This is a genomic window from Halalkalirubrum salinum, assembly GCF_005543295.1.
Classification (GTDB): domain Archaea; phylum Halobacteriota; class Halobacteria; order Halobacteriales; family Haloferacaceae; genus Halalkalirubrum; species Halalkalirubrum salinum.
The window spans coordinates 1-24,362 of the sequence record NZ_SRSG01000058.1 but is presented as its reverse complement, the minus strand read 5'-3'; the positions used below and the strand labels follow the sequence as shown (position 1 = coordinate 24,362).

At 58.4% G+C, this 24,362-nt stretch carries 26 protein-coding genes and 1 pseudogene; 17 read left to right on the top strand and 10 right to left on the bottom strand.

Annotated features, from left to right (window positions below; genetic code table 11):
• Nucleotide 1: 1 nt before the first annotated feature.
• The 3 genes from lpdA to glmM all read left to right on the top strand — a co-directional run bounded on the left by lpdA (nt 2) and on the right by glmM (nt 3,727).
• On the top strand, nt 2-1,426 hold the full coding sequence (gene lpdA, locus E5K03_RS14690; RefSeq protein WP_138007548.1) for a dihydrolipoyl dehydrogenase: 1,425 nt from the start codon (nt 2-4) through the stop codon (nt 1,424-1,426).
• Nucleotides 1,427-1,548: 122 nt separating this feature from the next.
• Nucleotides 1,549-2,283: a hypothetical protein gene (locus tag E5K03_RS14685; RefSeq protein ID WP_138007547.1), complete on the top strand. Its 735-nt coding sequence runs from the start codon at nt 1,549-1,551 to the stop codon at nt 2,281-2,283.
• A gap of 88 nt (nt 2,284-2,371) precedes the next feature.
• Nucleotides 2,372-3,727 (top strand): phosphoglucosamine mutase, encoded by a 1,356-nt coding sequence (gene glmM / locus E5K03_RS14680; protein ID WP_138007546.1) that lies wholly within the window; start codon nt 2,372-2,374, stop codon nt 3,725-3,727.
• An 85-nt stretch (nt 3,728-3,812) separates the two neighbouring features.
• Here the strand turns inward: glmM and E5K03_RS14675 are convergent, their stop codons facing one another.
• The 3 genes from E5K03_RS14675 to E5K03_RS14665 all read right to left on the bottom strand — a co-directional run bounded on the left by E5K03_RS14675 (nt 3,813) and on the right by E5K03_RS14665 (nt 6,430).
• On the bottom strand, nt 3,813-4,982 hold the full coding sequence (locus E5K03_RS14675) for a DUF7118 family protein (protein WP_138007545.1): 1,170 nt from the start codon (nt 4,980-4,982) through the stop codon (nt 3,813-3,815).
• Between the two features lie 2 nt (nt 4,983-4,984).
• Nucleotides 4,985-5,359, bottom strand: coding sequence for a phosphoribosyl-AMP cyclohydrolase (gene hisI / locus E5K03_RS14670; RefSeq protein WP_138007544.1), 375 nt, complete (start codon nt 5,357-5,359; stop codon nt 4,985-4,987).
• Between the two features lie 84 nt (nt 5,360-5,443).
• Nucleotides 5,444-6,430, bottom strand: a complete 987-nt coding sequence (locus tag E5K03_RS14665; protein ID WP_240730043.1) for an A24 family peptidase — start codon at nt 6,428-6,430, stop codon at nt 5,444-5,446.
• 149 nt (nt 6,431-6,579) lie between these two features.
• Between E5K03_RS14665 and E5K03_RS14660 the strand changes: the two genes are divergently transcribed.
• The 4 genes from E5K03_RS14660 (at nt 6,580) to E5K03_RS14645 (ending at nt 10,712) form a co-directional block, all read left to right on the top strand.
• The gene (locus tag E5K03_RS14660; protein WP_138007543.1) at nt 6,580-6,993 is read left to right on the top strand and encodes a hypothetical protein; all 414 of its coding nucleotides are present in this window, start codon (nt 6,580-6,582) and stop codon (nt 6,991-6,993) included.
• A gap of 10 nt (nt 6,994-7,003) precedes the next feature.
• A complete protein-coding gene (locus E5K03_RS14655) occupies nt 7,004-8,842 on the top strand; it encodes an ATP-dependent nuclease (RefSeq protein WP_138007542.1) in 1,839 nt (612 codons plus the stop codon).
• A 141-nt stretch (nt 8,843-8,983) separates the two neighbouring features.
• Entirely contained in the window at nt 8,984-9,613 is a 630-nt protein-coding gene (locus E5K03_RS14650) for a LysE/ArgO family amino acid transporter (RefSeq protein ID WP_138007541.1), read from the top strand.
• Between the two features lie 76 nt (nt 9,614-9,689).
• A complete protein-coding gene (locus E5K03_RS14645; protein WP_138007540.1) occupies nt 9,690-10,712 on the top strand; it encodes a hypothetical protein in 1,023 nt (340 codons plus the stop codon).
• A 226-nt stretch (nt 10,713-10,938) separates the two neighbouring features.
• Here E5K03_RS14645 and E5K03_RS14640 read toward each other — a convergent pair whose 3' ends face one another.
• Nucleotides 10,939-11,139 carry a hypothetical protein gene (locus E5K03_RS14640; RefSeq protein WP_138007539.1) on the bottom strand — a complete coding sequence of 67 codons (201 nt, stop codon included), beginning with the start codon at nt 11,137-11,139 and terminating at the stop codon, nt 10,939-10,941.
• A 191-nt stretch (nt 11,140-11,330) separates the two neighbouring features.
• The gene (gene fer / locus E5K03_RS14635) at nt 11,331-11,720 is read right to left on the bottom strand and encodes a ferredoxin Fer (protein WP_138007538.1); all 390 of its coding nucleotides are present in this window, start codon (nt 11,718-11,720) and stop codon (nt 11,331-11,333) included.
• A 172-nt stretch (nt 11,721-11,892) separates the two neighbouring features.
• Between fer and E5K03_RS14630 the strand changes: the two genes are divergently transcribed.
• Complete coding sequence (locus E5K03_RS14630) at nt 11,893-12,762, top strand: CheF family chemotaxis protein (RefSeq protein WP_138007537.1); 870 nt, start codon at nt 11,893-11,895, stop codon at nt 12,760-12,762.
• Between the two features lie 206 nt (nt 12,763-12,968).
• Here the strand turns inward: E5K03_RS14630 and E5K03_RS14625 are convergent, their stop codons facing one another.
• From E5K03_RS14625 to cheB, 5 genes are read right to left on the bottom strand one after another with little or no spacing between them, the layout of a single operon-like run.
• Nucleotides 12,969-13,832: a CheF family chemotaxis protein gene (locus E5K03_RS14625; RefSeq protein ID WP_138007536.1), complete on the bottom strand. Its 864-nt coding sequence runs from the start codon at nt 13,830-13,832 to the stop codon at nt 12,969-12,971.
• Nucleotides 13,833-13,869: 37 nt separating this feature from the next.
• Nucleotides 13,870-15,093, bottom strand: coding sequence for a HEAT repeat domain-containing protein (locus E5K03_RS14620; RefSeq protein ID WP_138007535.1), 1,224 nt, complete (start codon nt 15,091-15,093; stop codon nt 13,870-13,872).
• The gene (locus tag E5K03_RS14615; RefSeq protein ID WP_138007534.1) at nt 15,094-15,903 is read right to left on the bottom strand and encodes a CheR family methyltransferase; all 810 of its coding nucleotides are present in this window, start codon (nt 15,901-15,903) and stop codon (nt 15,094-15,096) included.
• Nucleotides 15,904-15,937: 34 nt separating this feature from the next.
• Nucleotides 15,938-18,172 carry a chemotaxis protein CheA gene (locus E5K03_RS14610; protein WP_138007533.1) on the bottom strand — a complete coding sequence of 745 codons (2,235 nt, stop codon included), beginning with the start codon at nt 18,170-18,172 and terminating at the stop codon, nt 15,938-15,940.
• On the bottom strand, nt 18,169-19,179 hold the full coding sequence (gene cheB / locus E5K03_RS14605) for a chemotaxis-specific protein-glutamate methyltransferase CheB (RefSeq protein ID WP_138007662.1): 1,011 nt from the start codon (nt 19,177-19,179) through the stop codon (nt 18,169-18,171). Before cheB ends, E5K03_RS14610 begins: the two co-directional genes overlap by 4 nt.
• Before the next feature lie 235 nt (nt 19,180-19,414).
• Here cheB and E5K03_RS14600 point away from each other — a divergent pair, with 235 nt between their 5' ends.
• The 9 genes and pseudogenes from E5K03_RS14600 to E5K03_RS14560 form a co-directional block, all read left to right on the top strand.
• Entirely contained in the window at nt 19,415-19,879 is a 465-nt protein-coding gene (locus tag E5K03_RS14600; protein ID WP_138007532.1) for a chemotaxis protein CheW, read from the top strand.
• A gap of 107 nt (nt 19,880-19,986) precedes the next feature.
• On the top strand, nt 19,987-20,682 hold the full coding sequence (locus E5K03_RS14595; protein ID WP_138007531.1) for an RAD55 family ATPase: 696 nt from the start codon (nt 19,987-19,989) through the stop codon (nt 20,680-20,682).
• Nucleotides 20,682-21,074: a hypothetical protein gene (locus E5K03_RS14590; protein ID WP_138007530.1), complete on the top strand. Its 393-nt coding sequence runs from the start codon at nt 20,682-20,684 to the stop codon at nt 21,072-21,074. The genes E5K03_RS14595 and E5K03_RS14590 overlap by 1 nt, the downstream gene beginning before the upstream one ends.
• A 45-nt stretch (nt 21,075-21,119) precedes the next feature.
• Nucleotides 21,120-21,743: a DUF7504 family protein gene (locus tag E5K03_RS14585; protein ID WP_138007529.1), complete on the top strand. Its 624-nt coding sequence runs from the start codon at nt 21,120-21,122 to the stop codon at nt 21,741-21,743.
• Between the two features lie 253 nt (nt 21,744-21,996).
• The gene (locus E5K03_RS14580; RefSeq protein ID WP_138007528.1) at nt 21,997-22,314 is read left to right on the top strand and encodes a DUF5783 family protein; all 318 of its coding nucleotides are present in this window, start codon (nt 21,997-21,999) and stop codon (nt 22,312-22,314) included.
• Between the two features lie 47 nt (nt 22,315-22,361).
• Nucleotides 22,362-22,730 (top strand): NifU family protein, encoded by a 369-nt coding sequence (locus E5K03_RS14575; RefSeq protein WP_138007527.1) that lies wholly within the window; start codon nt 22,362-22,364, stop codon nt 22,728-22,730.
• 329 nt (nt 22,731-23,059) lie between these two features.
• Nucleotides 23,060-23,386 carry a hypothetical protein gene (locus tag E5K03_RS14570; RefSeq protein ID WP_138007526.1) on the top strand — a complete coding sequence of 109 codons (327 nt, stop codon included), beginning with the start codon at nt 23,060-23,062 and terminating at the stop codon, nt 23,384-23,386.
• Nucleotides 23,376-23,990, top strand: a complete 615-nt coding sequence (locus E5K03_RS14565) for a hypothetical protein (protein WP_138007525.1) — start codon at nt 23,376-23,378, stop codon at nt 23,988-23,990. Before E5K03_RS14570 ends, E5K03_RS14565 begins: the two co-directional genes overlap by 11 nt.
• A gap of 174 nt (nt 23,991-24,164) precedes the next feature.
• A pseudogene (locus tag E5K03_RS14560) lies at nt 24,165-24,362 on the top strand (transposase); the annotation flags it as partial.

Below are 24,362 nucleotides of genomic sequence, written 5' to 3'. Positions count from 1 at the left end.
AATGGTTGTAGGAGATATTTCGACTGGAACGGACGTACTGGTAATCGGCGCGGGACCGGGCGGCTACGTGGCCGCGATCCGCGCCGCACAACGAGACCTCGACGTGACGCTCGTTGAGCGCGATGCCTATGGCGGGACCTGTCTGAACGTGGGGTGTATCCCGTCGAAGGCGTACATCACGGCCGCCGATCTGGCTGATGAGGTTGCGACGGCCGAACACATGGGCATCTCCGCTGATCCGGAGGTGGACATGGCGGCGATGACCGAGTGGAAAGACGGCATCGTCGACCAACTCACGAGCGGCGTCGAAAAGTTATGTAAGGCAAACGGCGTGAATCTCGTCGAGGGAACCGCAACGTTCGCAGACGAGCACAAGGTTCGCGTCGCGCACGGCGGCGACGGCCAGGGTAGCGAGTCGATCGAGTTCGAACACGCCGTTGTCGCGACCGGCTCGCGGCCGATCGAGATCCCGAACTTCTCGTACGACGACGATCTCGTCTGGGACTCCACGGACGCGCTTGCGGCGACAGAAGTCCCCGATCGACTGGTCGTCGTCGGCGCGGGCTACATCGGGATGGAACTCTCGACGGCCTTTACGAAACTTGGCTCTGACGTCACCGTGATCGAGATGCTCGACGACGTGTTGCCGGGCTACGAGGACGACGTAGCCCGAATCGTTCGCAAGCGCGCCGAAGACCTGGGAATCGAGTTCAATTTCGGCGAGGGCGCAGCCGGCTGGGAAGCAACAGACGACGGGATCGTCGTAACTGCCGAGACCGAAGACGGCGAGGAATCCGCCTACGAGGCCGATCGAGTCCTCGTCGCAGTCGGCCGATCGCCGGTTTCAGACACCCTCGAACTGGACAACGCCGGCGTTGAGACAGACGATCGCGGCTTCATCCCAACTGATGACCGAACCCGGACGAACGTCGAGCATATCCACGCGGTCGGCGACGTGGCCGGTGAGCCCATGCTCGCACACGCTGCTTCGAAGGAGGGAATCGTTGCGGCGGAGGTCATCGCCGGCGAACCGGCTGCGATGGATGTCCAGGCAATCCCGGCGGCTGTCTTTACCGACCCCGAGATCGGGACAGTCGGACTCACCGAGGCTGCGGCGGCCGAGGAGGGCTTTGAGCCTGTCGTCGGCGAGATGCCGTTCCGTGCGTCGGGCCGGGCGCTGACGACCGGGCACACCAACGGCTTCGTTCGAATCATCGCTGATGAAGATTCGGGCTTCGTTCTCGGCGCACAGATCGTCGGCCCGGAAGCATCCGAACTGATCGCGGAGGTCACCCTCGCGATCGAACTCGGCGCGACGCTGTCGGACATCGGCTCAACGGTCCATACGCACCCGACGCTCGCCGAAGCCGTGATGGAAGCCGCCGAAAACGCCGAGGGACAGGCGATTCATACGCTGAACCGCTGAGATCGATCCGGCGGCGGTACCCGCTGAGATCGATCCGGCGGCGGTACCCGCTGAGCCGATTGCGAGCCCTCTCGCCGGCGCATGCCAAACGCTTAGGTGTCCTCCACGTGTTCCTCTTCGTCATGAGTCCTCCAACCGACCCCCACGACGAGGAACAGAAAGACGGGGATGACCCCCCCGCAGACACGATCGAGCCCCCAACCCGATCGACTGATACTGACGTTTCGACAGCAGACGATCGATCTGACGCGCCGACAGCGGAGGATCAACCTGACGTGTCGACAGCGGATGATCAATCTGACGCGCCGACAGCGGATGATCAATCTGACGTGTCGACAGCAGACGATCGACCCGACCAGCCCGGCCTCGGTGCGGATCCACAGGCCGATCGTGACCGATCGCCTGCGGGATTAGAGAACCAATCGACGCCTGCACAGCCTGTTGGCGGCGATCCGCAACTGCGTGTCGACTCCCGGTGGTGGTACTGGGTCGCGGCGGTGCCGATCTATGTACTCATTGGCGTGATCGGGTCGGTCCTCGTTGCCATCCTCCTTGTCGGCACGATTGGCCTTGACATCCTCGGTGGCGGCGGCGCGTTCACTGGGCTTGCGAGCATTCTCCTTCTCATCGCTGGCGGGATCTACGGACTGGCAGGGCTCGCGCTGTTGTTTTTGTTTCCGATCGGGATCTATCTCGACGCGAAAGCAATCGGCGACCTCCCTGTCGAGTGGGACCCTGATCCGATCCTCTACGGCGGACTCGCGGCGCTATCGGCGTTGTTTTCGGCGTTCACGCTGAGCCTGTTCGTCGCGCTGTACTACCTGTACAAACGCCACGGGGCGATCGGTGAGCCGTAGCCTGGTGCCGACAGACGCGCCGTGATCGCACACGACACGCCGCCCCGGCCTTCGGAAACGATTTGAGTCACCCCGGTGTGGATAGGGTATGGACATTTTCGGCTCCAGCGGGGTCCGCGGGGTCGCCGGGAAGGGGCTCTCGCCGGATTTCGTGTTGCGGGTCGCGCGGGCAGCGGCAACTGAGTGGGACACAGACCGTGTTGCCGTCGCTCGCGACACCCGAACCACCGGCCAATTGTTCGCGAACATCGCCGCTGGCGGGATCGCGAGCACCGGTGCCGCGGTCGATCGGCTCGGCGTCGCGCCAACGCCTGCCGTCACACGATACTGCGAACACGAGTCTATTCCTGCGGTGTTGATTACCGCCTCACACAACCCCCCTGAGTACAATGGGATCAAACTCGTCGGCACCGACGGCATCGAGCTTTCGATCCCGACGCTCGAACGCATCGAGACGCACATTCTTGAGGAGAACTTTGCCGTCGCACCGTGGAACGAAATCACCGACACCCGTCGTGTCGAATCGGTCAACGACGACTACATTGACGAGCTCGTGGCGTCTGTCGATCGCGAGGCGATCGCTGCGGCGGATCTCACCGTCGCAATCGACCCTGGTCACGGCGCAGGCGCGCTCACGAGCCCCGAGTTCTACCGGCGGCTGGGCTGTACCGTGCTCACTGTCAATGGTCAGCCCGATGGCCACTTCCCCGGCCGGCTGCCCGAACCCGTCGAGGATCACCTCGGTGATCTCTGCAGGCTCGTCGCCTCGACCGACGCTGACGTCGGGATTGCCCACGACGGCGACGCCGATCGAGCGATCTTCGTCGATGAGGATGGGACATTTATCAGCGGCGAGGAGTCGTTCGCCGCGCTCGCCGCTGAATCGCTCTCGGCTGGTGACTCTACCGTTGCGGCGGTCAACGTCTCTCAGCGGCTCGTCGACGTCTGCAACGACGTCGGGGCAACACTCGAGCTCACGCCGATCGGCGCGACGAACATTATCACCCGAATCACGGAGCTGTGGGACGCTGGTAAGTCGGTCCCAATCGCTGGAGAAGGCAACGGCGGCATCTTCTTTCCGAACTATCGATTGGTCCGCGACGGCGCCTACATCGGCGCGAAGTTCCTCGAGTTGCTCGTCGATCGCCCCGCCAGCGAGGTCGTCGCGCCCTATCAGGACTACTACAACGTTCGGCGGAATCTCGAATACGAGGGCGATCGCGAAAAGAAGGCTATGGTCAGCGCGGCGGCGGCGTACGTCCGGACAATCGACGCCGACATCAACTCGACCGATGGATTCCGGATGGATCACGGCGATGCGTGGGTGCTCGTCCGTCCGAGTGGAACTGAACCAAAGATCCGTATCTACGCGGAAGCCAGTGATCCAAAACGAGCTGACGAACTCGCAACCGATGTCTACAACGTCATTTCAGACGCCTACTGAATGTCTGTGCGGTTATTACTGACGTCTACTAAATGTCTGTGCGGTTATTACTGACGTCTACTGATCGCGATCGCACTCGGTTATATCAGTCTTCGAGTGCCGTTTCCTCAAGCGCCGTCTCAAGTCGCTCGATCGAGTCCACCACTGCCTCGTAGTCGGCCTCAATTGCGCCGGAGACGATCCGATCGAACGTCTCTTCGTCGAGTTCTGCGCGCGCTGTCGCCGCGTTCTTCAGTGTCTCGTAGTCGTCTTCGCGGACCACCCGGCGTAGCGTCCGGAGGTGCGGTTCGATCGCTTCTGCATCGAGCTTTCGCGTCACGGGCGTGAGTTCATTCAACCGGAATTGGAGGATCCCGGCCTCCTCGGGCGGCCACGATATCCGAAGCGGATCGGCCGACAGCCGATCGAGATATGTCCGGTGGACGGCGACGTTCGTCCGCAACGCGCCGGGGTCGTCGACGTAGTGATCGAGCTTCGAGGCGGAGTAATCAACGAGGTCGAGCAACTCAGTCAGCGGCCGGTCGCCGGCGTCGGCCGACCGAATGTATTCGAGGAGCTCCGGCGGCGGCTGTTGAAACGCAACGAACGGAAACGGCTTGGTTGACTCGACAAAGGTGAAAAGCTCGCGTGCGCCTCGGTTTGTTTTGAACGACTCGAACGCGTCTGTTACCGCCTCGTTGTACGCGTCAATCGGCTCCCGAAGCGCCTCGACGGGGACCGTCAGATCGAGCGCTGTTAGTTCCACGAGCTCGGCGTACGCCTCCTTGGCCTCTCGGAGCACCGAAAGCCGCTCTCTAGCGTCTCGGCGCGCTTCATTGTACGCCGATCGCGCCTCGTCGCGGGCTCTGAGCAGCTCGACGAACTCTCCGGCCGGCTCGATCGCCCCGCGGGCGAACGCGAAGTCGGCCGCCGACAGCCGACGTTTGTCCATCCGATCGCTCGCCTCTTCGAAGCCATCCCGCGCCGGGACTGTTTCTGGCAATGAAGAAACGAGCGCCAGGAACTGATTTTGAAACTCAAGATACGAGGCGAAATCGCCAGTTCCCGTTGCCGTATCCTCGTACGAATCGAGCAGCCGTGTTGCGCTCCGGTAGGCGTCCGCAGCTGTCTCGACTACGTCTTCGCCGTGGCTCTCAATCTCGTCTTCGATCGCCTCACGTTTCGCTGCGGCCGATCGGAGCTGCTCGATCGCGCCCTCGGCGGTCGGCAGATCAGTTGGGATCGAATCGGTAGCGGAGACAACACTGTCGGACATGTTCACCCGTAGACTTCATCAGGATCGAAGACGGTCTCGACGCTCTCGACGCGCTCACCGTCGATCGTCCGATAGAAACACGACTCTGCGCCGGTGTGACATGCGCCGCCGCTTTGCTCGACGAGGTATAACAACGTATCTGCGTCGCAGTCGACCCGAACCGACTCGATCGTCTGGGTGTGGCCGCTGGTCCCGCCTTTTTTCCACAGTTCCTCGCGGCTTCGGGAGTAGTAGTGTGCATAGCCCGTTTCGACGGTCGCTTCCAGCGCCTCCTCGGTTACGTACGCGAGCATCAACACCTGCCCGCTATCTGCGTCTTGTGCGATCGCCGGCACGAGTCCGTTTTCACCGAAATCGATGTCTACCTCGACACTCATTGTCCGGACTGACGGGCGGCGATCGAATAGGCCTTGTGTGTGGTTTCTGGCTTCGACCGCCACCCGCTCATTCCGTCACGGCACTCATGCCAGCCCCACTACTGTGAGTATCCCAAACAGCAGATCGCCGTACGTGAATGCGACGAGAAGTCCAAAAAACATTGGAAGAATAAACGGAAATCCCGGCGAGACCCACACCGTCTCTGTTTCGACGAGGGTCTCAAGTCCCTCTCGAAGTGTTTCTGGGTCAGTCCCGTACGCGCTCGTCTCGATCGAGTCGAGAAACTGTTCTGCGCCCCATGGATCATCGAACACGGGTTGATCTGTGTCGATCCCGCCGTCAGTTCGCGGGCCGACAGTCGTTGCACCGTCTGTCGGGTCGAACGTCTCCTCGATGCTGGCTGGATCTCGGAAGGCGTCTGGATCCGATCGGATCGCTTCGAGCGTTGTTCCACGCCATCGGAGATACATCCGCAACGCATCGAGATCCAATCCTGTCCGGGTGTATCCTCTGCGAGTTTCAAACAGCTGGCCGTGACGGTCCACGACTGATTCAACGGCGACCGGCCGCGCAAAGAGGCTCTGCGCCGATAGCCGCCCCTTCGCGACGTTACCGGCGGCGATCGCCAGCGGAATGACCGCCGCGAGCAACACTGTGTTCGTGAGGATGGTAAACGAAAACACCCCGATCGCGCCTTCGACGATTGGATACACGGTCGAGTCGATTGTGTAGTGTGGTACCGTCGGGACCGCGATCGCGAGCGTCATCAACGCCTTCGCGTCAGCGCCACCGAACCCGCCGAACCACCAGAACGCATACGCGAGCGGTGCGACAAACAGCAGGCTCACTGCGACCTGAAAGACGAATAGCCGGCCACCCAGCGTCTCGAATGGCGCGTATCGAACCGCATCCAAGAGCAGCGCAACGACGCCGACAGCAACGAGCGGCGGCCAGATCGAACTCGGGAGCCGACGAGTCTTGATGTCCCTGATCGCGGCCCACGCGAACACGGGGACTACGACGAGCCGAAGCAGGTCTGGAAGGGTCGCGATCGAGTATATCGACTGCACTGGTGGAGCCTCACGCCCTACGGTGGGTTAGGTGTTTTCCTCCGATTTTCACTGACGAGAATTGTCGCGTCGGTTAGGCGTGGGCTGCTACCACATGACTAGTCAGGTGGAAGGTATATTCGAATTTCGTCCGTAGATAACATACAGAAATGCGACCGTTAGAAACCCCAGATCGACGGATATTCGTGTACGACGACGCTGAGATTGAAGACCTCCCGATCACTGGTGACCCGTATCTCCCCCCGGTCTCGACCACGGAGGGATTCACACCAAAACACAGCGACAAGCCGACGCTGTACCCTGGCGACGTGATCGTGCTGGTCCAAGACAAAAAAATTGTGACCGCAGAGCTCATTATTCAGAAGCTTGACGATAGCGTCATGGTCCAGCCCCTAGAGGGCGTGTTACCGAGGCTCGTTGACGATGGCTACTTTGGGTCGCGATTCCACCGCGTCGACGAGACCCACATCTACGACAACATCGCCCCAGATCTTGAAGAATCGAACGTCGAGTATGACCCAACCAAGCTCGGCACGTTCGAGATAGCCGGCAGACAGCGATAATACCACAGGGATGCAACTGTTACAGCTCCGCGTTCGAAACTACAAAACAATTGACGACTCCGGCTGGGTCGATCTCGACGATCTCACCTGTCTTGTCGGTCGAAACGAGTCCGGAAAGACAGCGTTCTTGCGGGCGATCGAGCAGCTCAATCCGGCATACAGTGACGGCAGCTACGACGTGTACACTGAGTATCCCCGCGATCGGTGGACTCAGTACCGCGAACGCCACGACGAGGAGCCTGATCCGGTCGTGAGTGTACGGTTCCGATTAGATGACGACGAAGTGGAGCAAATCGAGTCAGCATTCGGTGACGGCGTCGTTGCTGATCCGGTTGGGGTCGTCTCGAAAAACTATGCCAACGAGCTCCGCTGGGAGCTCGACCTGGACGAAACAGCCTTCGAGCCGCCGGATGAGGTGGACGCGACCGACGCGGAGGAGATGGGCTTTGCCAATTTGATCGGGACCTCCGTTCTTGCGGACGCCATTCCGACGTTTCTGTACGTCGACGAGTACACACTGCTTTCGGGCCGAATCAACCTTGCGGGGCTTCGTGAGCGCCAAGACACTGGCGATGAGACCCAAAGCGACGCTGCATTCTTGTCGCTGTTATCGATCGCTGGACTCGACCCCGCTGATCTCACAGATGCGGACGATCGCCGCGAACGAGTCGCCGAACTCGAAAGCGCCTCCCGAACGATGAGCCAGCAAGCGATGCGGTACTGGAGTCAGAACGAGGGCGTTCGGCTCCGGCTCCGGCTGGCCGGCGAGGACGGCAATGAACTCGAAATTCGCGTCGAAGACGTCGACACCGACATCACCGTCGAATTCGACAGCCGATCCCACGGCTTTCGGTGGTTCGTCTCGACGTTCTGTACGCTGTACGACCTCGCGACCCGCGAGGACGGCCCAGTGCTCCTGTTAGACGAACCGGGATTGAACCTCCACGCGAAGGCCAAGAGTGACTTCCTCACGTTCCTCGAACGCGAGGTTGCGACAAACCGCGCGGTCGTGTACACGACTCACTCGCCGCACATGATCGACCCCGATCGACTCCACCGAGTCAAGCCCATCCGTGCTGATCCGCCATCGGGGCCGAACGTCGTCACCGACATCGCCAACGCGGACCCGGATACCCGATTCCTCCTGAAAAACGTTGTCGAGCTTGGCATGATCGACGCCCTCTTGGCGCGCCCACAGACGCTTTTAGTTCCCGAAGACGCTGACCACACGTATCTTCACGCAATCTCACAGTCGTTTGTCGAAACGGGCCGGGACGGGCTTGACCCACGGTGGACGATCGTCCCCGTGGGCGGGGAGGCGAACGTCCCGTGGTTCGTCTCGCTCATGGACTCCGTCGACCTCGACGTTGCTGCCCTGTTGTCGGATCGATCACAGATCGAGGACGAACTCAGTGCCGAAGAGAGTCCAATCGACGGCTCGAACGTCCAGACGGTCGGCGAGTTCGTTGACGTCAACGGCCCAGCAACCGTCGAGGACCTGTTTTCGACGCCGTATTTCCTCACCGTAGTCAACGAAGCCTACCGGTCCGAACTCGAGGCGACGGGGACTCTCGATGGCAAACTCGCTGAGGCGGATTTGCCGACCCACTCTGCTCCGATCGTCGATCGGCTCACCGCCGTTTTCGAGGAACACGGGGTCGCTGACGGCTTTGATCGCGATCGCGTTGCCCGGTACTTCCAGCGACAGCGAAGCGATCTGCCGGAGCTCGATGGCGACTCCAGCCGAACGTTCTCGGGTGTGTTCCGCGCGTTCAACAGCCGATTGGAGTCCTTCGAGGGAGTTTCGAAACGACGGAAGACGATCCGCGAACTGCTCAACCTCGGCTAGCCGTGGGTGGTTCGCTCTGCGATCGGTGATCGCTCGTCACCGTATCGACAAACGTATCCGAACCGTGATTTTGTGACCTGTTGAACTGCGAGTATCGTCGCTCGGAACTACTGATCCGCTGACGGGCGGTGTCTCACTCCCATGTCTGTCTCAGCCTTCACCCACGGATTCGTCCTCGCAGCAGCGTTGATCGTCGCGATCGGCCCGCAGAACGTCTTCATCTTCCAGCAGGGGATTGCCCAACCGCGACTCGTTCGGACGATTCCAACTGTCCTAACCGCGGCGATCGCGGACACGTTCTTGATCGGGGTGGCCGTTGTCGGGCTTTCTGTTGCGGTGCTTCGGTTTGCGTGGCTCCGTACTGCGATGTTCGCTGCTGGTGCGATCTTTCTCGCATACTATGGATGGGCACTGCTGCGACAGCCGGCGCTTGCCGTCGATCCCGACACCGAATCATTTCTTGGCACGCGCCAACAGATCGGATTCACCGCGTCGGTGTCACTCCTGAATCCACACGCGCTGTTGGACACCATCGGCGTCATCGGTACGAACGCGCTCGCGTACGACGGTCCCGATCGCTGGAGCTTTGCGATCGGCTGTGTGCTCGTCTCTTGGCTGGCGTTTTCGACGCTTGCGATTGCTGGCCGGTTGTTCGGGACCGCAAAAACAGGCAGTCGACTGGTTGGCTACGTCAATCCGGCTTCGGCGATCATTATGTGGCTGTTTGCCGGCTGGATGGTGTGGCAATTGCTCGGAATGACGCTGTTTTGAACCGCGATCGTAGCCCAGCGCAATCGTCTGCCACCGTAGTCCCGAGCGTTTTGGTGCTGGCTCCCAATGTTTTAGCATGACTACGCCGAGTTCACCAGCCGATCGATTCCTCGGAGAGAATCCGTTAGCTGACGGTCGTCTGTGGGTGCTCATGCGGTTGAACCGCTGGGTACTCTCGGCTGTCATCCTCTGGGGCGTCTTCGTGGCACTCCTTGTCGGCGCAACGCTGGGGCCCGATCAGTTTCGGATGCTCGTTGCGAACCACAACGTCGTCTGGTGGATCTTCGCTGCGTTCCTCGGAGCGATCATTACTGGCGTCACACTAGTTGTCACGCTGAATCAGCTGGTGCTCTCCCAGGAGCTTGGCTCCGCCGGTGACCAACGTGAGCGAATGGAGGGCGTGATGGAGTTTCGCCACGAGGTCGAGGAGACGATCGACGTGGACGTGAGTTCGTCCGACCCAGCTGCATTCATGCAACAGCTTCTCAACTACGCACAGACGCAAGCGGAGCAACTTCCGAACGCGGTCGCGGTGGGCCGCAACGAGGAACTCACAACGCAGGTCGACGAGTACGCTGCAACCCTCGTCGAGAACGCCGTCTCAGTCGATCGCATGCTTGATGACGCGCAGTTCGGGACGTTTGCGCTGCTTTGGGCTCTCTTTAAGTTCAATTACTCGTCGAAGATTTTCCGTGCCCGCGAGATCAAAACCCAGCATGCGCCGGCGCTCAGCGACGACGCTGAAGACGTGTTCGACAATCTGATCGACGTCCTGAAACTGTTTGGAACTGGTCGTGAACACTTCAAGACGCTGTACTTCCAGTGGGAACTCATCAATCTCTCACGAGCGTTGTCGTACATCTCGATTCCGGCGCTCGTTCTCGTGGGGATCGCGCTCATGAATCTCGGACCGAATGCCGTCCCCGGCACGATGTTCGGCGTCGATAATCTTGTTTTGCTTACGAGCGCCGTGTACACGGTGGGTCTTGCCCCGTTTGTGGTGTTTCTCGTGTACATGCTGCGGATCGCCACAATAGCCAAGCACACGCTCTCGATCGGGCCATTTGTCCTCAGCCAAACGGAAAACGATCAAAACTAAAGCCTACACCCGAGTCAAACCGTGGTGTCTGCGACAAAGCGCACGTGTCTCGGCCTCGTCCGGATTGCTTCGGGTTTTGTGTTCCGCGGCTCTTCGATCCTCGATGGAGTTGACCCGCGACAGTTTACTCTCTGCGAGCGCCTTCGTTATCTGTAGGCTCTCGGACTACAACGGCTCAATACGACTGCCATTCGGCCATCGATCGTCACTGTTCTTGGACTGTGGTCTACGCGATCGTCAGCAGCTCCCGTTCAGCTGCCCGGGACTGGATCGTATTTCCACACTCGGGGCAAACGTAGTCGAGAGACGTTGTGTGGTCGTGGATGATCCAATCCCCTGTGACGGGGCTTTCGTGGGTACAATCTTGACAGTAGAGCGTTGCCTTGTGCGGCAGCTGTCGCTCAGTGTGAGTACTGGAGGGAACCATTGTCTCTTTTAGTCTCTGGATCGGCATAATCATGCCGTTATTGATCCGTGACCGATCGAGTCCACCGGTCTCCGCCAGCGTGTCACTTCCGCTGGCACAGTACCGATCCTGAACGATACGAATAATAGTAGGTTGGCTCTCGGCACGAGGCCGAGAACAGCCACCACGGCAAACGCTTTCTATCGCGTTCGTTAGATGACGCGGTTCTGCAGGTAGTCGAGGTGTTTCGCGTTGTAGACGATCTTGACCTCGTCGGCGGCGGGCGACCCTATACAGGTCAGCCGGACGTTCTTTTCGTTGACTTCTTCATCAGAGAGGATCTGCTGCATGTCCATGTCGATGTCACCCTCTTTGACGATCGCCGCGCAGTTTGCACACGCGCCGGCACGGCACGAGAACGGCCAGTCGTACCCCTGTGCCTCGGCGGATTCGAGGATGTACTCGCCTTCGTTTACGTCGAGGGTGCCGTAATCTTCTCCATCGAGACCGGCGTCTGCGGCGTTTTCGAACAAGTCATCGTCGTCGATCGACCAGTCGTGGTCGTCGAGCACTTCGTAATTAAGGTATTCTACGGTTGGCATCACATCCGAGTTGTGCACCCACCACATTAGACTTTGCTGTTCAGTCTGCCGTTTGCTCACCGTCACACGGTTTTTTGTCCCCTCACTTAGGCCTACAGCTACGGGCACACTCCTGTGTGTGACCAGCTCGCGAAACAGTCATTAGGATTGGATCCCACCTCTATGACGTGGTATGAGCGAGGGTATCGTCGCAGATTTTGTCGGACAGTTTCACACCGCTTCGATTGCGGGCCCAGAGCCGGTTACCGGCCGAATTCTGCTCAGCAAACAACGGTTAGTCCTCGCTCACGATGGCGGTAAGACGACGATTCCGCTGTCAGCGATCTCCGATATCAACGTCGGAACGGTCCCCCCGAGCATGCGGGAGTTCTTCAGCGACACGATCTCGTTGGCGTATTCGATCGATGACGATCGGGAGATCGCGGTAATCGAATCCGGCGGAACGAACGTCGAACGGTTCAAAACGGTGTTGTTCAAAACGCTCCTCGAAGGACAGACGGTCAAAATCAAACACCCTGCAAAGGTTGGCGGACGCGTCACCAATGCCGACGTTCATAACGCGAGGCTCGCACTTGCCTCAGGTGTGTTACGGTTCCGAGGACGGGCGGGCGGCTTCTCAATCGACCTTTCGAACGTTACGGATTTTGCTCGGGAAACCCGCGAACTCGCCGGAACCGATCGTCCGACCATTGCAGTGACGCACATGGACGGTAGAACCGCCAAAACGACCCTCGTGACCCTCCCGAACGCCCGTAAACTCAACCTGCTTGCGCGGTACCTCCGGCTCGAATATGAATCGGTCATGAAAGACGCTGCCGAGCTCTCTGTGGCTCCAGAGGAGACCGAAATCCTCGTTTCGATCTACAGCGCAGGCGGAAACGTTGCACTCAACGATCTCGTAACCGGCGATGTCGCGAGTATGCAAGTTGTGCTTGATGCGCTCCGAGAAAAAGGTCTCATCGCCGATCAGGGATCTGGACTCGTCTTGACACCAAAAGGACAGGTCGTGGTTACAGAACGGGTCGAATCGGTCAATACCTGAGGCGGTGGTTCTGTTAAAATTTGAGACCTGAGGCGGTGGTTCTGTTAAAATTTGACATCGTCGGTGGAATTGTTGGGTTTGTTGCGGCTGAACAACGTGGAAAGCGTGAACAAGGCGGAAAGCGTGAACGAGGTGGAAAACGCGAAAACGCGAAAACGCGAACGACGCGGATCGATCGACTTCTCAGTGGCCAATTGAGCGATCAATTATTGTTCGTTCATCGCTTGGCTTGCGATGTTCCGCCCACGAGAGTTGAGCGCGACTTCTCGACGGATCCGTACCTCTTCGAGGACGTCGAGGTCGATCAACCGTTCAAATATCTCTTCGACGCGATCGACATCCATGCCGATGAACGCGGGGATCTCGAACGGCGACACGCCCGAGTACAACGCCATCAACACCTCTTTGTCACTCTCTGAGAGATCAACGTTCGCTTGGCTCCGACGCTCACCCTCTCTGAGGAACGATTTCAAAAACATTAGGGTCCGGCTCTCACCGGTGATGTGCGTTTGAACGTTGGTTTGCCCTTCGGTGTGTGTCACTTCGAGTACGGTCTGTTTGCTGTCTGTGACTGTTCGCTCTTCAGTATCGATACTGCTGATATCGTCAAGATCGAACCGGACGAACTTCCCACTTTCAAGCGCGGTTGCAATTGCGTCGTCTTCGACCTTCAGTCGGGCTTTTTCCCATTCGGTATCCTGGACGACGCCGCCGGCGACTGCGGGGTGTTTTGCGGTCACGACCGTCTGATCAAGCATCGCGCTGTAAATGTCACGTTCAAAGGCCTCGTGATCGGCCGCCGAAATGAGGAGCACATCTTCGCCGAGTCTAAGACTGACGTAGCTGGATACCTTTGCGATCGTCTGATTCGGATCGTGCCGTCCAGACATCCCGTGGATCTTTTTCAATGAGAGAGTCCGCTTACCGCTGTTGCCGACCAGGATTATTCGACGGTTTGATAGGATGATGCGCCCCTGTGTCCATGAGACGTCGTTAACGGCTCGCCCGTTTTTGACCGCCTGTGCGAACTTCCCTTTCGTATCCGTAATCTTGTATTCGCTGTCGCTCATTCGCTGCTGTCACCTCCGGTACGGCCGCTGAGCCTGATCATTGTGCAGTCCGCCCCCTGAGTTTTGAGATCGACGCAAATGTCCGCTTACGGACGAGCTGGCTCTCGTCTTCCGAGAGGCGCCGGAGTGTTTCCAGCGACTTTTCACCGCCCACCTGTCCGAGAACGAACACTGCCTTCGCGCGAGCTTCGTCGGAGGCATCGGTATTGAGAAATGATAATAGTCTTGCTTCCACCCGGCTTCCGCCAATGTCGGCGAGACCTGTTGCGGCGAACTGTGCGGTCGGCGTATCGTCGTCGTCGAGTCGATCGACGAGCGCGTCAAGAATGTGCCCCGGTACCTCACCGTCGACAAGCCGGCTGATGAACCAGACGGCGTTGCGCCGCTGTCGTCGCTGATTGCTCGTCTCGATGATGTCCAACAGTGGATCAAAGACTGTCTCGGTTGTGGCCGCTTGAAGCTCTGTGACAACGGCTTCGCGAATCTGGTGGCTCTGTTGGGCTGGTGCGTTCGACAACAGGTCGATAATGGAAAATACTGCCGCACTGCGGACTCGCGCATTGTTGTCCGAAAGCGTGTCTGCAAGTGGCTCTACGACCCGGACCGACCGAGCATTGCCTAATGCGACCGTGGAAATTCGACGGATCTCCGGATTCTCGTCTGAGAGCATGTCCAACAGCGCACTGAGCGCTCGATCGTTGCCGATTGTCGCGAGTGCGTTCGCCGCCGCGAGCCGAACCTGTCCTCGGCTGTCATCTAACTGCCTGATAAGCGGCTCGACAGCCCGTGGGTGTTCGAGTGTGCCGAGTGCTTTGCACACGCGGATCCGTACCGCTGAGTACTCGTCATCAAGTGCGGACAGTAGTGCCGGAATTGCGCTTGCCTCTCCGAGATTGCCGAGCGCGTTTGCCGCGGCCATCCGTAGCTCTGGAATATCCGAGGACAGTGCGGCGGCAAACCGCTTTGCAGTCGCCCACGTCGCACCCTGTTGGATCTTGGTCCCGGTGACTTTCACGAGGAGCTGTTCGACCGCGCCTGCCCCGATCTCATCGAGAGCATCGATCGCGGCCGCACGTACCCCTTCGTCGTCGTCGCTCATCGCGACTGCGACGAGCGAGCCGACAATCTCGGTGTCGCTTTCATCAACTAACTCGCCGAGCAGCTCTGCGGCACGTTTTCTGACAGCCGGACTGTCGCTTCCGAGCAGCCGCTCGGTTAGCGAATCGGTATCGCCTGATCGCGCGAGTTGATACAACGACATCTACTTCACCCGTTTGTAGATCCGACATCGCTTGTTTACCGGTTCAAACGTATCCCGACATGCCGAGGGGACTGTTTCTGTCATCCCAACAACGAGATATCCGTCGCTGACGAGCGAGTCGGCAACTGCCTCGAATACTGAGAGCTTGAACTCCGAATCGATGTATATCAAGAGATTCCGACACAACGCGAGATCGAACCCTGATTTTTGTGGATCGGCGATGAGATCATGCTTTTCGAACGTGACGAGCGACTGTACTGCCGGTTTGACACTAAAACGGGTTTCGGCCTTCTCGACGTACGTTAGGGGATCATCCAGTAGATCAAGCTCCGCTTCGATATCTGTGGTCCGGGTTGTCTCATAGACGCCGTTGCGGGCGTTCGCAAGTGCTTCTTCGCTGATGTCTGTACCGAGAATTTCGATCCGGCTGGCATCAATCTGTGGATCGTCGAGCGCCAACATTGCCAGTGAGTACGGCTCGCGACCGTCTGCACACGGCGCGCTCCAAATACGGACTCGGCGCTTCGACGTCGACAGCTCCCGTAGCACTGGCTGCAGTGCCCGCCACATCTTTCGGTTCCGAAAGAAGTTTGTAACGTTGATTGTCAGTGAATCCAAGAGCGCGTCCCGTTCTTTGGAATTATTTGTGAGTACTGCAAGGTAGTCTGCGTGCGTGTCCACGTTTTGACGACGCATCCGGGCGCTAATTCGACGACTGAGGTATGCCTCGTTGTAGTATTCTGGCTCGAAGTCGACCGATCCGTCGATCTCCTCGAGGACCCGTTGGAAATCCTGACCGAGTTCGTTCACGGTTGGCCCTCCCGTTTTGTTCTATTCGCTGTCATTATAGCGTCACCACGTCCAACACTGCAACGACGTCTCCGTCGCCGAGGACGGCTGTACCACTCAATCCCGGAATGCCGCTCAACACGCCTTCGAGTGGCTTGACGACGACTTCCTCTTGATCGAGCACCGCATCACAGTGTAGCGCAACCTGCCGTTTGTCCTCGTGGATCCGCAACAACATGCCGTCGCCGTTGACCGCCGAGGGCTCTTCGAGCACCTCTCCGAGCCGCAACACCGGGTAGATGTCGTCATCGTGTTTGATGATCTCATCGCCGTTGACCTCGGTAACCTGTTTTGCGCGGGTCACCTCGGCGATGTTTTTCACGGGGATCCCGTACTCGGTCCCGGCGACTTCGACGAACATCACCTTCACGATCGCGACTGTTACCGGCAGTCGAAGCGTGACCACGGTCCCCTCGCCAGGCTCGCTGTCGACGCTGACGGTCCCATCGAGCTGTTTAACAGTGGTGTGGACCACGTCCATCCCGACACCCCGACCCGAAACATCCGTGACCTCCTCGGCTGTCGAAAAGCCCGGATGGAAGATCAGATCGTACACCTCGCTATCGTCCATCAGCTCCAGCTCGCTGCGGGTTTTCACATCCTTCTCGATCGCCTTCTCGCGGAGTTCGTCGGCATCCAATCCTGCCCCGTCGTCTGCGACCTCGATCGTCACGTGGTCGCGTTCGCGTGTCGCTGTGAGCGAGACCGATCCCGTTGGGTCCTTGCCAGCATCCTCGCGGACCTCGGGTGGTTCAACGCCGTGATCGACCGCATTGCGCAGGATATGGATAAGCGGATCGCGGATCTCGGTGAGGATGGTGCGATCGAGCTCGATGTCTGCACCGGTGACAGTAAACTCAACGTCCTTGCCAGTTTCGCGCGCGACATCGCGGACCACCCGTGGGAAGTTGTCGACGACTTTCGACAGCGGGATCAGTCGCATGTCCATGGCGGTGTTTTGGAGGTTCGCCGTGATCTTGTCGAGCTCATCGAGATTGTCCGAATCCACGCCGGCGTCTTCCATCTCACGGCGGAGCTTGATCCGGCTCGTTACGAGCTGTTCGACGAGGTTGTACAGCTCGTCGAGTTGGCTCACGTCAACCCGGACAGAGGCGATATCGGCGTTGGTGTCTTTTTCCGGACTTCCCCGTTTTGCGTCTGTCGGGGAATCTGTGCTGTCTGTTGGCTTTGTCGTCGTCGAATCAGCGCGGTCTGTTGATTTTGTCGTCGTCGAATTGGTCTCTGTGGTGTCGGATTCCGGTGTCATGTCGTCCTGTTTTCGGGTGTCAGACACCGCATCCGAAGCGTGGTCGTCAGCTGGTTCTGCTGACTGCTCAGTAGCCCCTTCGAATTGTTCACCGGCTCCTCCGCTGGTCTGTTCAGCCGGTTCGACCTCGACGTTTGCGACCTGGCTCAGTGCCCCAATACCCGCGCTGACCGTCTCGGTATCTGCTGCGGCGACAAAGACAGTAAAGGTCTCCTCGAAGTCACCATCTTCGACCGCCTCGCGATCGGGCACTGTCACGAAATCAGCGAAGCCGTCTTCGATCGCGTTCAACACGAACATCGCATCGACGCCCGGCATCGACGTTTCCCCGAGATCGACACGGGCACGGAATGCCGACGCCTCCTCAGGTATCTCTAACGCAGTCGGAACGACCGCAGTGGCACCGTCGGTTTCGTCCTCGGTGCTTTCGGGACCACCCGATGGTGGTTCCTCGGACTGTTCAGACGAGGAGGGCCCGTCGTCCTCGGGTTCACCACCGCTTGCGGTGTCGGCGTCCGTCTCGCTGGGCTCGGCACCGGCTGAACTGTTGGCTGCAGCCTCGTCTGCGGTGCCCGGTGGCGGCGTCTCGCCGTCAACGATCGACCGTAACTCGGCTTCGAGCCCCGCGATGTCGATCGTCGTGTCTCCCTCGTCGGCGATCTCGCCGACCATCGCATCCAGATAATCGACGCCGTCAAAGAGTAGGTCCATCAGTTCAGTCGTGACCGGGATCGAACCGTCCCGGACCTCGTCCAGCAGGTCCTCCAGTGCGTGTGCGAGCCCGCTCACTTCGTCGAAGCCCATCGCCGCGGCGTTGCCTTTCAGCGTGTGTGCGATCCGGAAGATCGAGTCCATCGCCGCCGCGTCGTCGGGATCGCTCTCGAGATCGAGAAGCGCGTTGTTCAACTCGGTGAGTCCCTCCTGGCTCTCGTGGACGAACGCGTTGATGTGTGCGCCGCTCATGCGTTCCCCTCCGCGATCGCCGCGGACACCTCATCGAGATCACGGATGTCGTCGACGTGTCCGGTTTCGACCGCCCGCTTAGGCATTCCATAGATGACGCAGGTGTCTTCGCTTTGGGCGATCGTCCGGCCGCCTGCGGTGTGTATCGCCCGAATCCCGTCGGCACCGTCGGCACCCATCCCGGTCAAGATGACTCCAATGAGTGGATCGTCGATCGTCTCCGCGGCCGAGGCCATGGTCACGTCGACAGCCGGCTGGACGGTGTATCCGCGATCGTCTTCGATCAATTTGACCCGCAACCGCCCGCGTCGGTAGTTCGAGACTGTGAGGTGGCGTCCTCCCTGCGCGACAAGCCCCTCTCCCGGCCCGATCCGCGCACCGTCTGTCGCCTCGGTAATGTCGTACTCGCTGGCGGCATCGAGTCGGTCAGCAAATCGTGCGGTGAACGCTTCCGGCATATGTTGGACCACGAGCACCCGACAGTCACCCGAGGGCAGCGATTCTAATACCCGCTCGACGGCGTTTGGCCCGCCAGTCGATGAGCCGATGACGACGGTGTGGGGGTGTTCAAACGCTGTCTGCTTTGACGACTCCGGTGGTCGTGACCGTCTCGCTCGTCGATCCTCACGGTCGAGAATCGATCGATCGATGTCTGCGTCTGCAACGGTCTGGACGGTCGACACGAGCTGTTCGCCCATTCGTGAAACGCCCATCGACACTTCGCCGCCTGGCTTTGCGAAGAAATCGACTGCGCCCTTGTCCAACGCTTCAAAAGTTACTTCAGCGTCGTCGTCTGTGTACGCGCTCAACATGAGGACGGGTGTCGGGCGTTCAGCCATGAGCCGCTCGACAGCCTCGATGCCGTTTAGCTCCGGCATCTCGAGGTCCATCGTCACGACATCCGGTTCGACGTCTTTGACGACCTCGATTGCTTCTTTGCCGTTGGCTGCCTCGCCAACGACTGGTATTCCTCCATCGCTGAGCAGATCCGTTATTAATCCGCGCATGAACCGCGAATCATCGACGACAACGGTCCGCGGTTCACGCACGGCAGTCACCCCTGACACTGTTGGCGGCCTCTACGGCACAATACTGCGCCGCCGAGGCCTTTTGTATCGCGAATCCATCGCCCCACATTCTATCGGTAGTTTCTCCAACAGTCTGAATAAAGCCTCCGTCCTGATAATCACCACTGATAATTCAGCGGATAGAATTAACTATTGACCACCGCCACCATCGAGTATGGCTGAAACCGAAGCGCCACAGTCGGACACGGCTGAGGGTGATCTTGGAGAGACCACGCAGGTTCTTGAGTTCGGCCTCGGCTCAGAAACGTACTGTCTCGACATTGGCGTCATTGACGAGATTGTCGACGCCGGTGAACTGACCCGAATCCCGAATTCTCCGCCCCACGTCAAGGGTGTCATGGACCTTCGCGGCCGGACAACATCTATTATCGACCCGAAGATCGTCTTCGACATCGTCGATGAGGGCGAACGCAACCGAATTATCGTCTTTGATTCAGATACCGTCTCTGAACAGGGAACGATCGGCTGGGTTGTCGATGAGGTGTACCAGGTTAGCAATATTCGACCAACGGACGTCGACGAGACGACCACCGCCAACGACGATCACGTTCACGGAATCGTCAAAGGCGACGATCGATTCATTGTCTGGGTTGATCCAAATATCGCCGCCACTGAGTAACGGTGGCTGCCAGTGAGAGTGTATCTACCTGCGACTAGCTACCATTGAGTTATCGCTGCTGATAATAAAAGGCGTAGGTTTATCATGCGCTTTGACAGAGGGCTACTATGCGTATTCCGAGCGGTGTCAGTGGATTTGACGACCTCGTTGACGGTGGGTTACCCGCGGGTCGGTTATACGTCCTGAGCGGCCCGCCCGGAAGTGGCAAAACGACGTTTTCTGCACAGTTCGTGACCGAGGGAATCCGCCACGACGAGGGGTGTCTCTACGTCAGTATGCACGAAAGCAAGGCCGATCTCCGTGCGGATATGAACGGCTATGACTTCGGCTTCGATCAGGCAATCGATCGAGACGGCATGCACTTTTTGGATGCCTTTTCTAGCGAGGGGAAGCGATTTTTGGGCTCGCCCGGCGAGTCGGGTAACCGAAGCAAGTTGACAACCCGCCTGAGCGGCTTTATTTCCTCGCGGGGAATCGATCGGGTTGTCGTCGACTCGACAATGCTCTTAGATTATCTGCTCAAAGACGGCGACGACAGTATGATCCCGTTTTTGACGGCGCTCAAACGCACCGACGCCACGACGCTTTTGATCTCGGAGATGACCGATCCGACCGCCTACAGCGACGAGCACTTCCTCGCTCACGGCGTCGTGTTCTTTCACAACTACATGGAAAACGAAAGCATGACGCGGGGCATTCAGGTAATCAAAATGCGTGGGACCGATATCGACACCGAGATTCATCCACTCTCGTTTGACGCTGACGGCCTCCACGTGCATCCGGGATCGGCGGTGTATCGGTAATGTACGACGATCGCTACGGCACTGACTGGACCACGCTTGATCGCGAAGCGGCCGTTGAGCGGGCGTACGCACTTGGCGTTGCGGCCGCCTGTGGCGCGCCGGACGACCACGAACGCGACCGGCTCATCGCGGTCGGGGAAACCGCGTACGATCGCAGCATGATCGAACTCGCCTACCAGGAAGGCAAAACCCACGCGTACAACCGAAAACGGGAACGCTCCGATGAAGAGGCTGTCTGGGCCGAGCTTGTCGGCGAGACGAAACCAACCTCGCCATCCGAGCGCGAGTTCTTTCCTGGTGCGTTGAGCCGAGTCAGCGCGATGCTTCCGCCAGAGAGACAGCCAGATATGCTTGAGCTGCCCTCGTTCCTGCAGCGAAATCAGCAGAACTAACAAGCCGTGGTAAGGTTTTAATTACCGTACGACAACCTCAAATCAATGTCCGGAAACGAATCGCCGCCAATCCAGGTCCCCGACATAGCGTCCGATGCGATTGTCATTTCTGGGCCACCGATGAGCGGCAAGTATCAGCTCCTGTTGCGGCTGCTGGGGGCTATCGCTGACCGGGCGATTGTCGTCTCGACTGGACACGACGCCGAGACAATCAGCGAAGAGTACCAGTCGCTCACCGGGCACGACGATCGATCTATCGGGGTAATCGACTGCGTTACTCGCGAGCAACGCCAGTCGGTGACCGACACCGAACTCAGAAAGTACGCGTCCTCGCCGAAGAACCTTACTGAGATCGGCGTCAAGTTTACAGAACTGACTGAGGTGATGGACGGCCAAGACGTTGCAGTGGGCGTCCACTCACTCTCACAGCTTTTGATGTACTGGGAGGCCGATCGAATCTACCAGTTTACTCGCGTCCTGTTGGGCCAAGCACGGAGTCAGGGCTGGCCGGTGATCGCCGTCATCAACCCGACAATGCACGACGAACAGGTCGTTCACACGCTGGTAGACCCCTTCGATACGGTCGTCGATACTCGAGTCTCTGAAACCGCCCGTGAATTCCGTGTCCGCAACCGCACCTCCTCACCAAGCGAGTGGCGATCGTTCTAGTGGTTTTTGCTGGCGATCTGCCCTGCGACCAGCGATGCGCTTTCACAAGGTCGCGTGTCGAGCCTGTCGATCTTGAGATCAGCGAGGACTGCGATCGAAGAATTCTGTGATTAGCGAATTCTGTGGTCTATGACCTGTCGATCTCGTGACGCACCAATCTCTGGGGAGACTCATATATCCGATTTCATATCGCGATATACGCTTTATCGCGGGCGATCGCCCGGCTTTTACTCTCGCCGGTCATATCGCCTCTATGGTCGAGTTCGATCCCGAAAAGTTCGAAGACAAGTACGCCCACTACTTTCCGCAGCTGCAGCGATCGTACAAGAACGCGTTCAACGCGATGAACGAGCAGTACGACTCGACGCTCATCCACGCGATCGACCAGCAGGTGCTCAACGAGTCCGAACCGATCTACGATCCTGACGCGGAGGATTTCTACATCGAACTGCCCGAGGACCCTTACGATCGGCTCACTGGCGTTGTCGTCACCGAAGAGAAATTCGAGGCTGTGTTAGCGGAGTATCGTGAGCGGCTTCGATCCCAACTTCGGCGGACATTCAGGCTCTGATCGGCCCCAACCAAAGGCCTAAGACCGTTGGCGGCCAACCGCAGAGCATGAGCACGGAAAGCGCGGATTCGGACAACGAGCTCCGAGAGCGGATCACGAACTTCCTGCGTCGGAACTTCCCGCAGATCCAGATGCACGGCGGCAGCGCTGCAATCAGCCACCTCGATCGCGAAACGGGAGAGGTACACGTCCAACTCGGCGGCGCGTGTTCGGGCTGTGGGATCTCGCCGATGACGATCCAGGCGATCAAGACCCGGATGGTCAAAGAAATCCCTGAGATCAACGAAGTCCACGCCGATACCGGCATGGGTCACGGCGCAGACGGCGATCTCGGCGGCACGAGTGGAATGAGTCCGTCGTTCCCTGGAGAGACTAGCGACTCCGACAGCGACGAAGGCCCACAGGCTCCGTTCTGATCCTCTCAATTCTCTTGTTTTTAGCGGCGTAGCGGCTGCTGTGGCCTGTTCTCTTCTGTATTGATGGCTGTGGCTCGATCAGCACAATAAATTGTATACCGCGATATAGAATACCTGCGCCTGCCTCCACCCCAACTTGCCAGTTTGGAATTCTACAAACCACCAATTGAGAAACATTTATGAGATTAAACCCATCTGCACGGTTCCTAACTCATATCGCACCCTTTGAGAGAGGGTGACCTGTCTGGCAGTGCTACGTTCTTCGCCACTTGTAACGACAAGTAAGTACGCGTCATAACATATATGCCTCTCCATGTCGAACATCAAGTATGAGCGGATCAAGCTACGACAAGACGATTCAGTTCCGTGCCGGAGCCGAAAAAGAGGCTGCGGAGCTCCTCGATGAGATCCACATCGGTGGCGTCAACGTGAGCGAACTCGCCCGCGTCGGGCTGGTCGAAATGCTCCGACAGTCGTTAGATGAACAAGACAAGATTGCGGTGTACGAACGATACAGTCGTGGTGAGATCGGTGAGGACGTGGCCCGTGTCCTTCTCGGTGAGAAACTCGATAGGATGGAAGAGGAGAAAGAGTCGTTCGAGGCGGCTATGGAACGAGACACGTCTGAATTCTTGACGGACAGCGATGGCGAGTGAGGCTCGCTATCCGATACTGGCTGATACGAGTTCTTTGATCGCGGTTGCGAACACCGCTCAGTGGGAACGACTGAAAGACGCGATTCATCTTACAACGACAAACGTCTGCAAGCACGAACTCCAAAACCACGTCAACTCGAACAAATACCCGCCTGAGGGTAGCCGTGAGCACTACTTGAAACGAGGAAGCCAACGTGTTCTTGAACATCTAGACGAGGATTCGTCGCCGTGGTCGTGCGTAACTGTCGTTCCCCGCCCGCATGGGCCAGATGCAGGCGAGCAATCGCTCAAGCAGGAACTTTCTGAACACGGTTCGTCGTATCAGATTGTAACGATCCTTGACTCAGCTGCGAGACGATCAATTCGGCGTCTCATCAATGACAACGGGTACGACATCGACGTTGTGGGACCACCGTATCTCCTCTACATCTTACTTGACAACGACCTCATCGAAAAGCCTGAATTCTGCGAGGCAACCGTGGAGATGATTCGAACGGAAGGGTGGACTGGGTACGAGGTTGTGAAGAACGCGTGGAGTAGTATTCCCGTTGATTGTTCCGAAATCCTTGACGACGAATATGATGACGCCCTTCCACCGAAATGATCTGGCTTATACTGCCAATCTGATCAGTAATGCTGGTAAGCTGAACGAGGAATAGCTACAGTCTATCTCCGTATAGCCTGTTGCACGACTACGAGATTAACTCAGACCTATCGAACAGTGGTCACTAGCGATAGAATTAGTCAGTTTTTCTAGATTGGAGGTCGGATCAATGGTATGTCCAATACCCGATCCGACATCACCGAACAAACGGTTGAAGCTCATAAGAGTGCTGTTCGTGCGTTCCTCCGAACTCACGGAGAAGTCGCTTCGAAAGAGGCACTCCGCGCTGGCACCTCGGTGCCAGCGTGGTATATCACCCAAATCTCCTCTACAGATGCGTTCTACACCTCGCTGAACCACAACGGCAAATAC

Coding starts and splice junctions, on each gene's coding strand:
- E5K03_RS14565 (WP_138007525.1), top strand. CDS start 23,376: ATGGCGAGTGAGGCTCGCTATCCGATACTGGCTGATACGAGTTCTTTG.
- E5K03_RS14600 (WP_138007532.1), top strand. CDS start 19,415: ATGGCTGAAACCGAAGCGCCACAGTCGGACACGGCTGAGGGTGATCTT.
- cheB (WP_138007662.1), bottom strand. CDS start 19,179: ATGCGCGGATTAATAACGGATCTGCTCAGCGATGGAGGAATACCAGTC.
- E5K03_RS14630 (WP_138007537.1), top strand. CDS start 11,893: ATGAGCGAGGGTATCGTCGCAGATTTTGTCGGACAGTTTCACACCGCT.
- E5K03_RS14645 (WP_138007540.1), top strand. CDS start 9,690: ATGACTACGCCGAGTTCACCAGCCGATCGATTCCTCGGAGAGAATCCG.
- fer (WP_138007538.1), bottom strand. CDS start 11,720: ATGCCAACCGTAGAATACCTTAATTACGAAGTGCTCGACGACCACGAC.
- E5K03_RS14620 (WP_138007535.1), bottom strand. CDS start 15,093: ATGTCGTTGTATCAACTCGCGCGATCAGGCGATACCGATTCGCTAACC.
- E5K03_RS14660 (WP_138007543.1), top strand. CDS start 6,580: ATGCGACCGTTAGAAACCCCAGATCGACGGATATTCGTGTACGACGAC.
- hisI (WP_138007544.1), bottom strand. CDS start 5,359: ATGAGTGTCGAGGTAGACATCGATTTCGGTGAAAACGGACTCGTGCCG.
- E5K03_RS14575 (WP_138007527.1), top strand. CDS start 22,362: ATGAGCACGGAAAGCGCGGATTCGGACAACGAGCTCCGAGAGCGGATC.
- glmM (WP_138007546.1), top strand. CDS start 2,372: ATGGACATTTTCGGCTCCAGCGGGGTCCGCGGGGTCGCCGGGAAGGGG.
- E5K03_RS14655 (WP_138007542.1), top strand. CDS start 7,004: ATGCAACTGTTACAGCTCCGCGTTCGAAACTACAAAACAATTGACGAC.
- E5K03_RS14675 (WP_138007545.1), bottom strand. CDS start 4,982: ATGTCCGACAGTGTTGTCTCCGCTACCGATTCGATCCCAACTGATCTG.
- E5K03_RS14585 (WP_138007529.1), top strand. CDS start 21,120: ATGTCCGGAAACGAATCGCCGCCAATCCAGGTCCCCGACATAGCGTCC.
- E5K03_RS14685 (WP_138007547.1), top strand. CDS start 1,549: ATGAGTCCTCCAACCGACCCCCACGACGAGGAACAGAAAGACGGGGAT.
- lpdA (WP_138007548.1), top strand. CDS start 2: ATGGTTGTAGGAGATATTTCGACTGGAACGGACGTACTGGTAATCGGC.
- E5K03_RS14625 (WP_138007536.1), bottom strand. CDS start 13,832: ATGAGCGACAGCGAATACAAGATTACGGATACGAAAGGGAAGTTCGCA.
- E5K03_RS14640 (WP_138007539.1), bottom strand. CDS start 11,139: ATGGTTCCCTCCAGTACTCACACTGAGCGACAGCTGCCGCACAAGGCA.
- E5K03_RS14650 (WP_138007541.1), top strand. CDS start 8,984: ATGTCTGTCTCAGCCTTCACCCACGGATTCGTCCTCGCAGCAGCGTTG.
- E5K03_RS14610 (WP_138007533.1), bottom strand. CDS start 18,172: ATGAGCGGCGCACACATCAACGCGTTCGTCCACGAGAGCCAGGAGGGA.
- E5K03_RS14590 (WP_138007530.1), top strand. CDS start 20,682: ATGTACGACGATCGCTACGGCACTGACTGGACCACGCTTGATCGCGAA.
- E5K03_RS14570 (WP_138007526.1), top strand. CDS start 23,060: ATGAGCGGATCAAGCTACGACAAGACGATTCAGTTCCGTGCCGGAGCC.
- E5K03_RS14580 (WP_138007528.1), top strand. CDS start 21,997: ATGGTCGAGTTCGATCCCGAAAAGTTCGAAGACAAGTACGCCCACTAC.
- E5K03_RS14595 (WP_138007531.1), top strand. CDS start 19,987: ATGCGTATTCCGAGCGGTGTCAGTGGATTTGACGACCTCGTTGACGGT.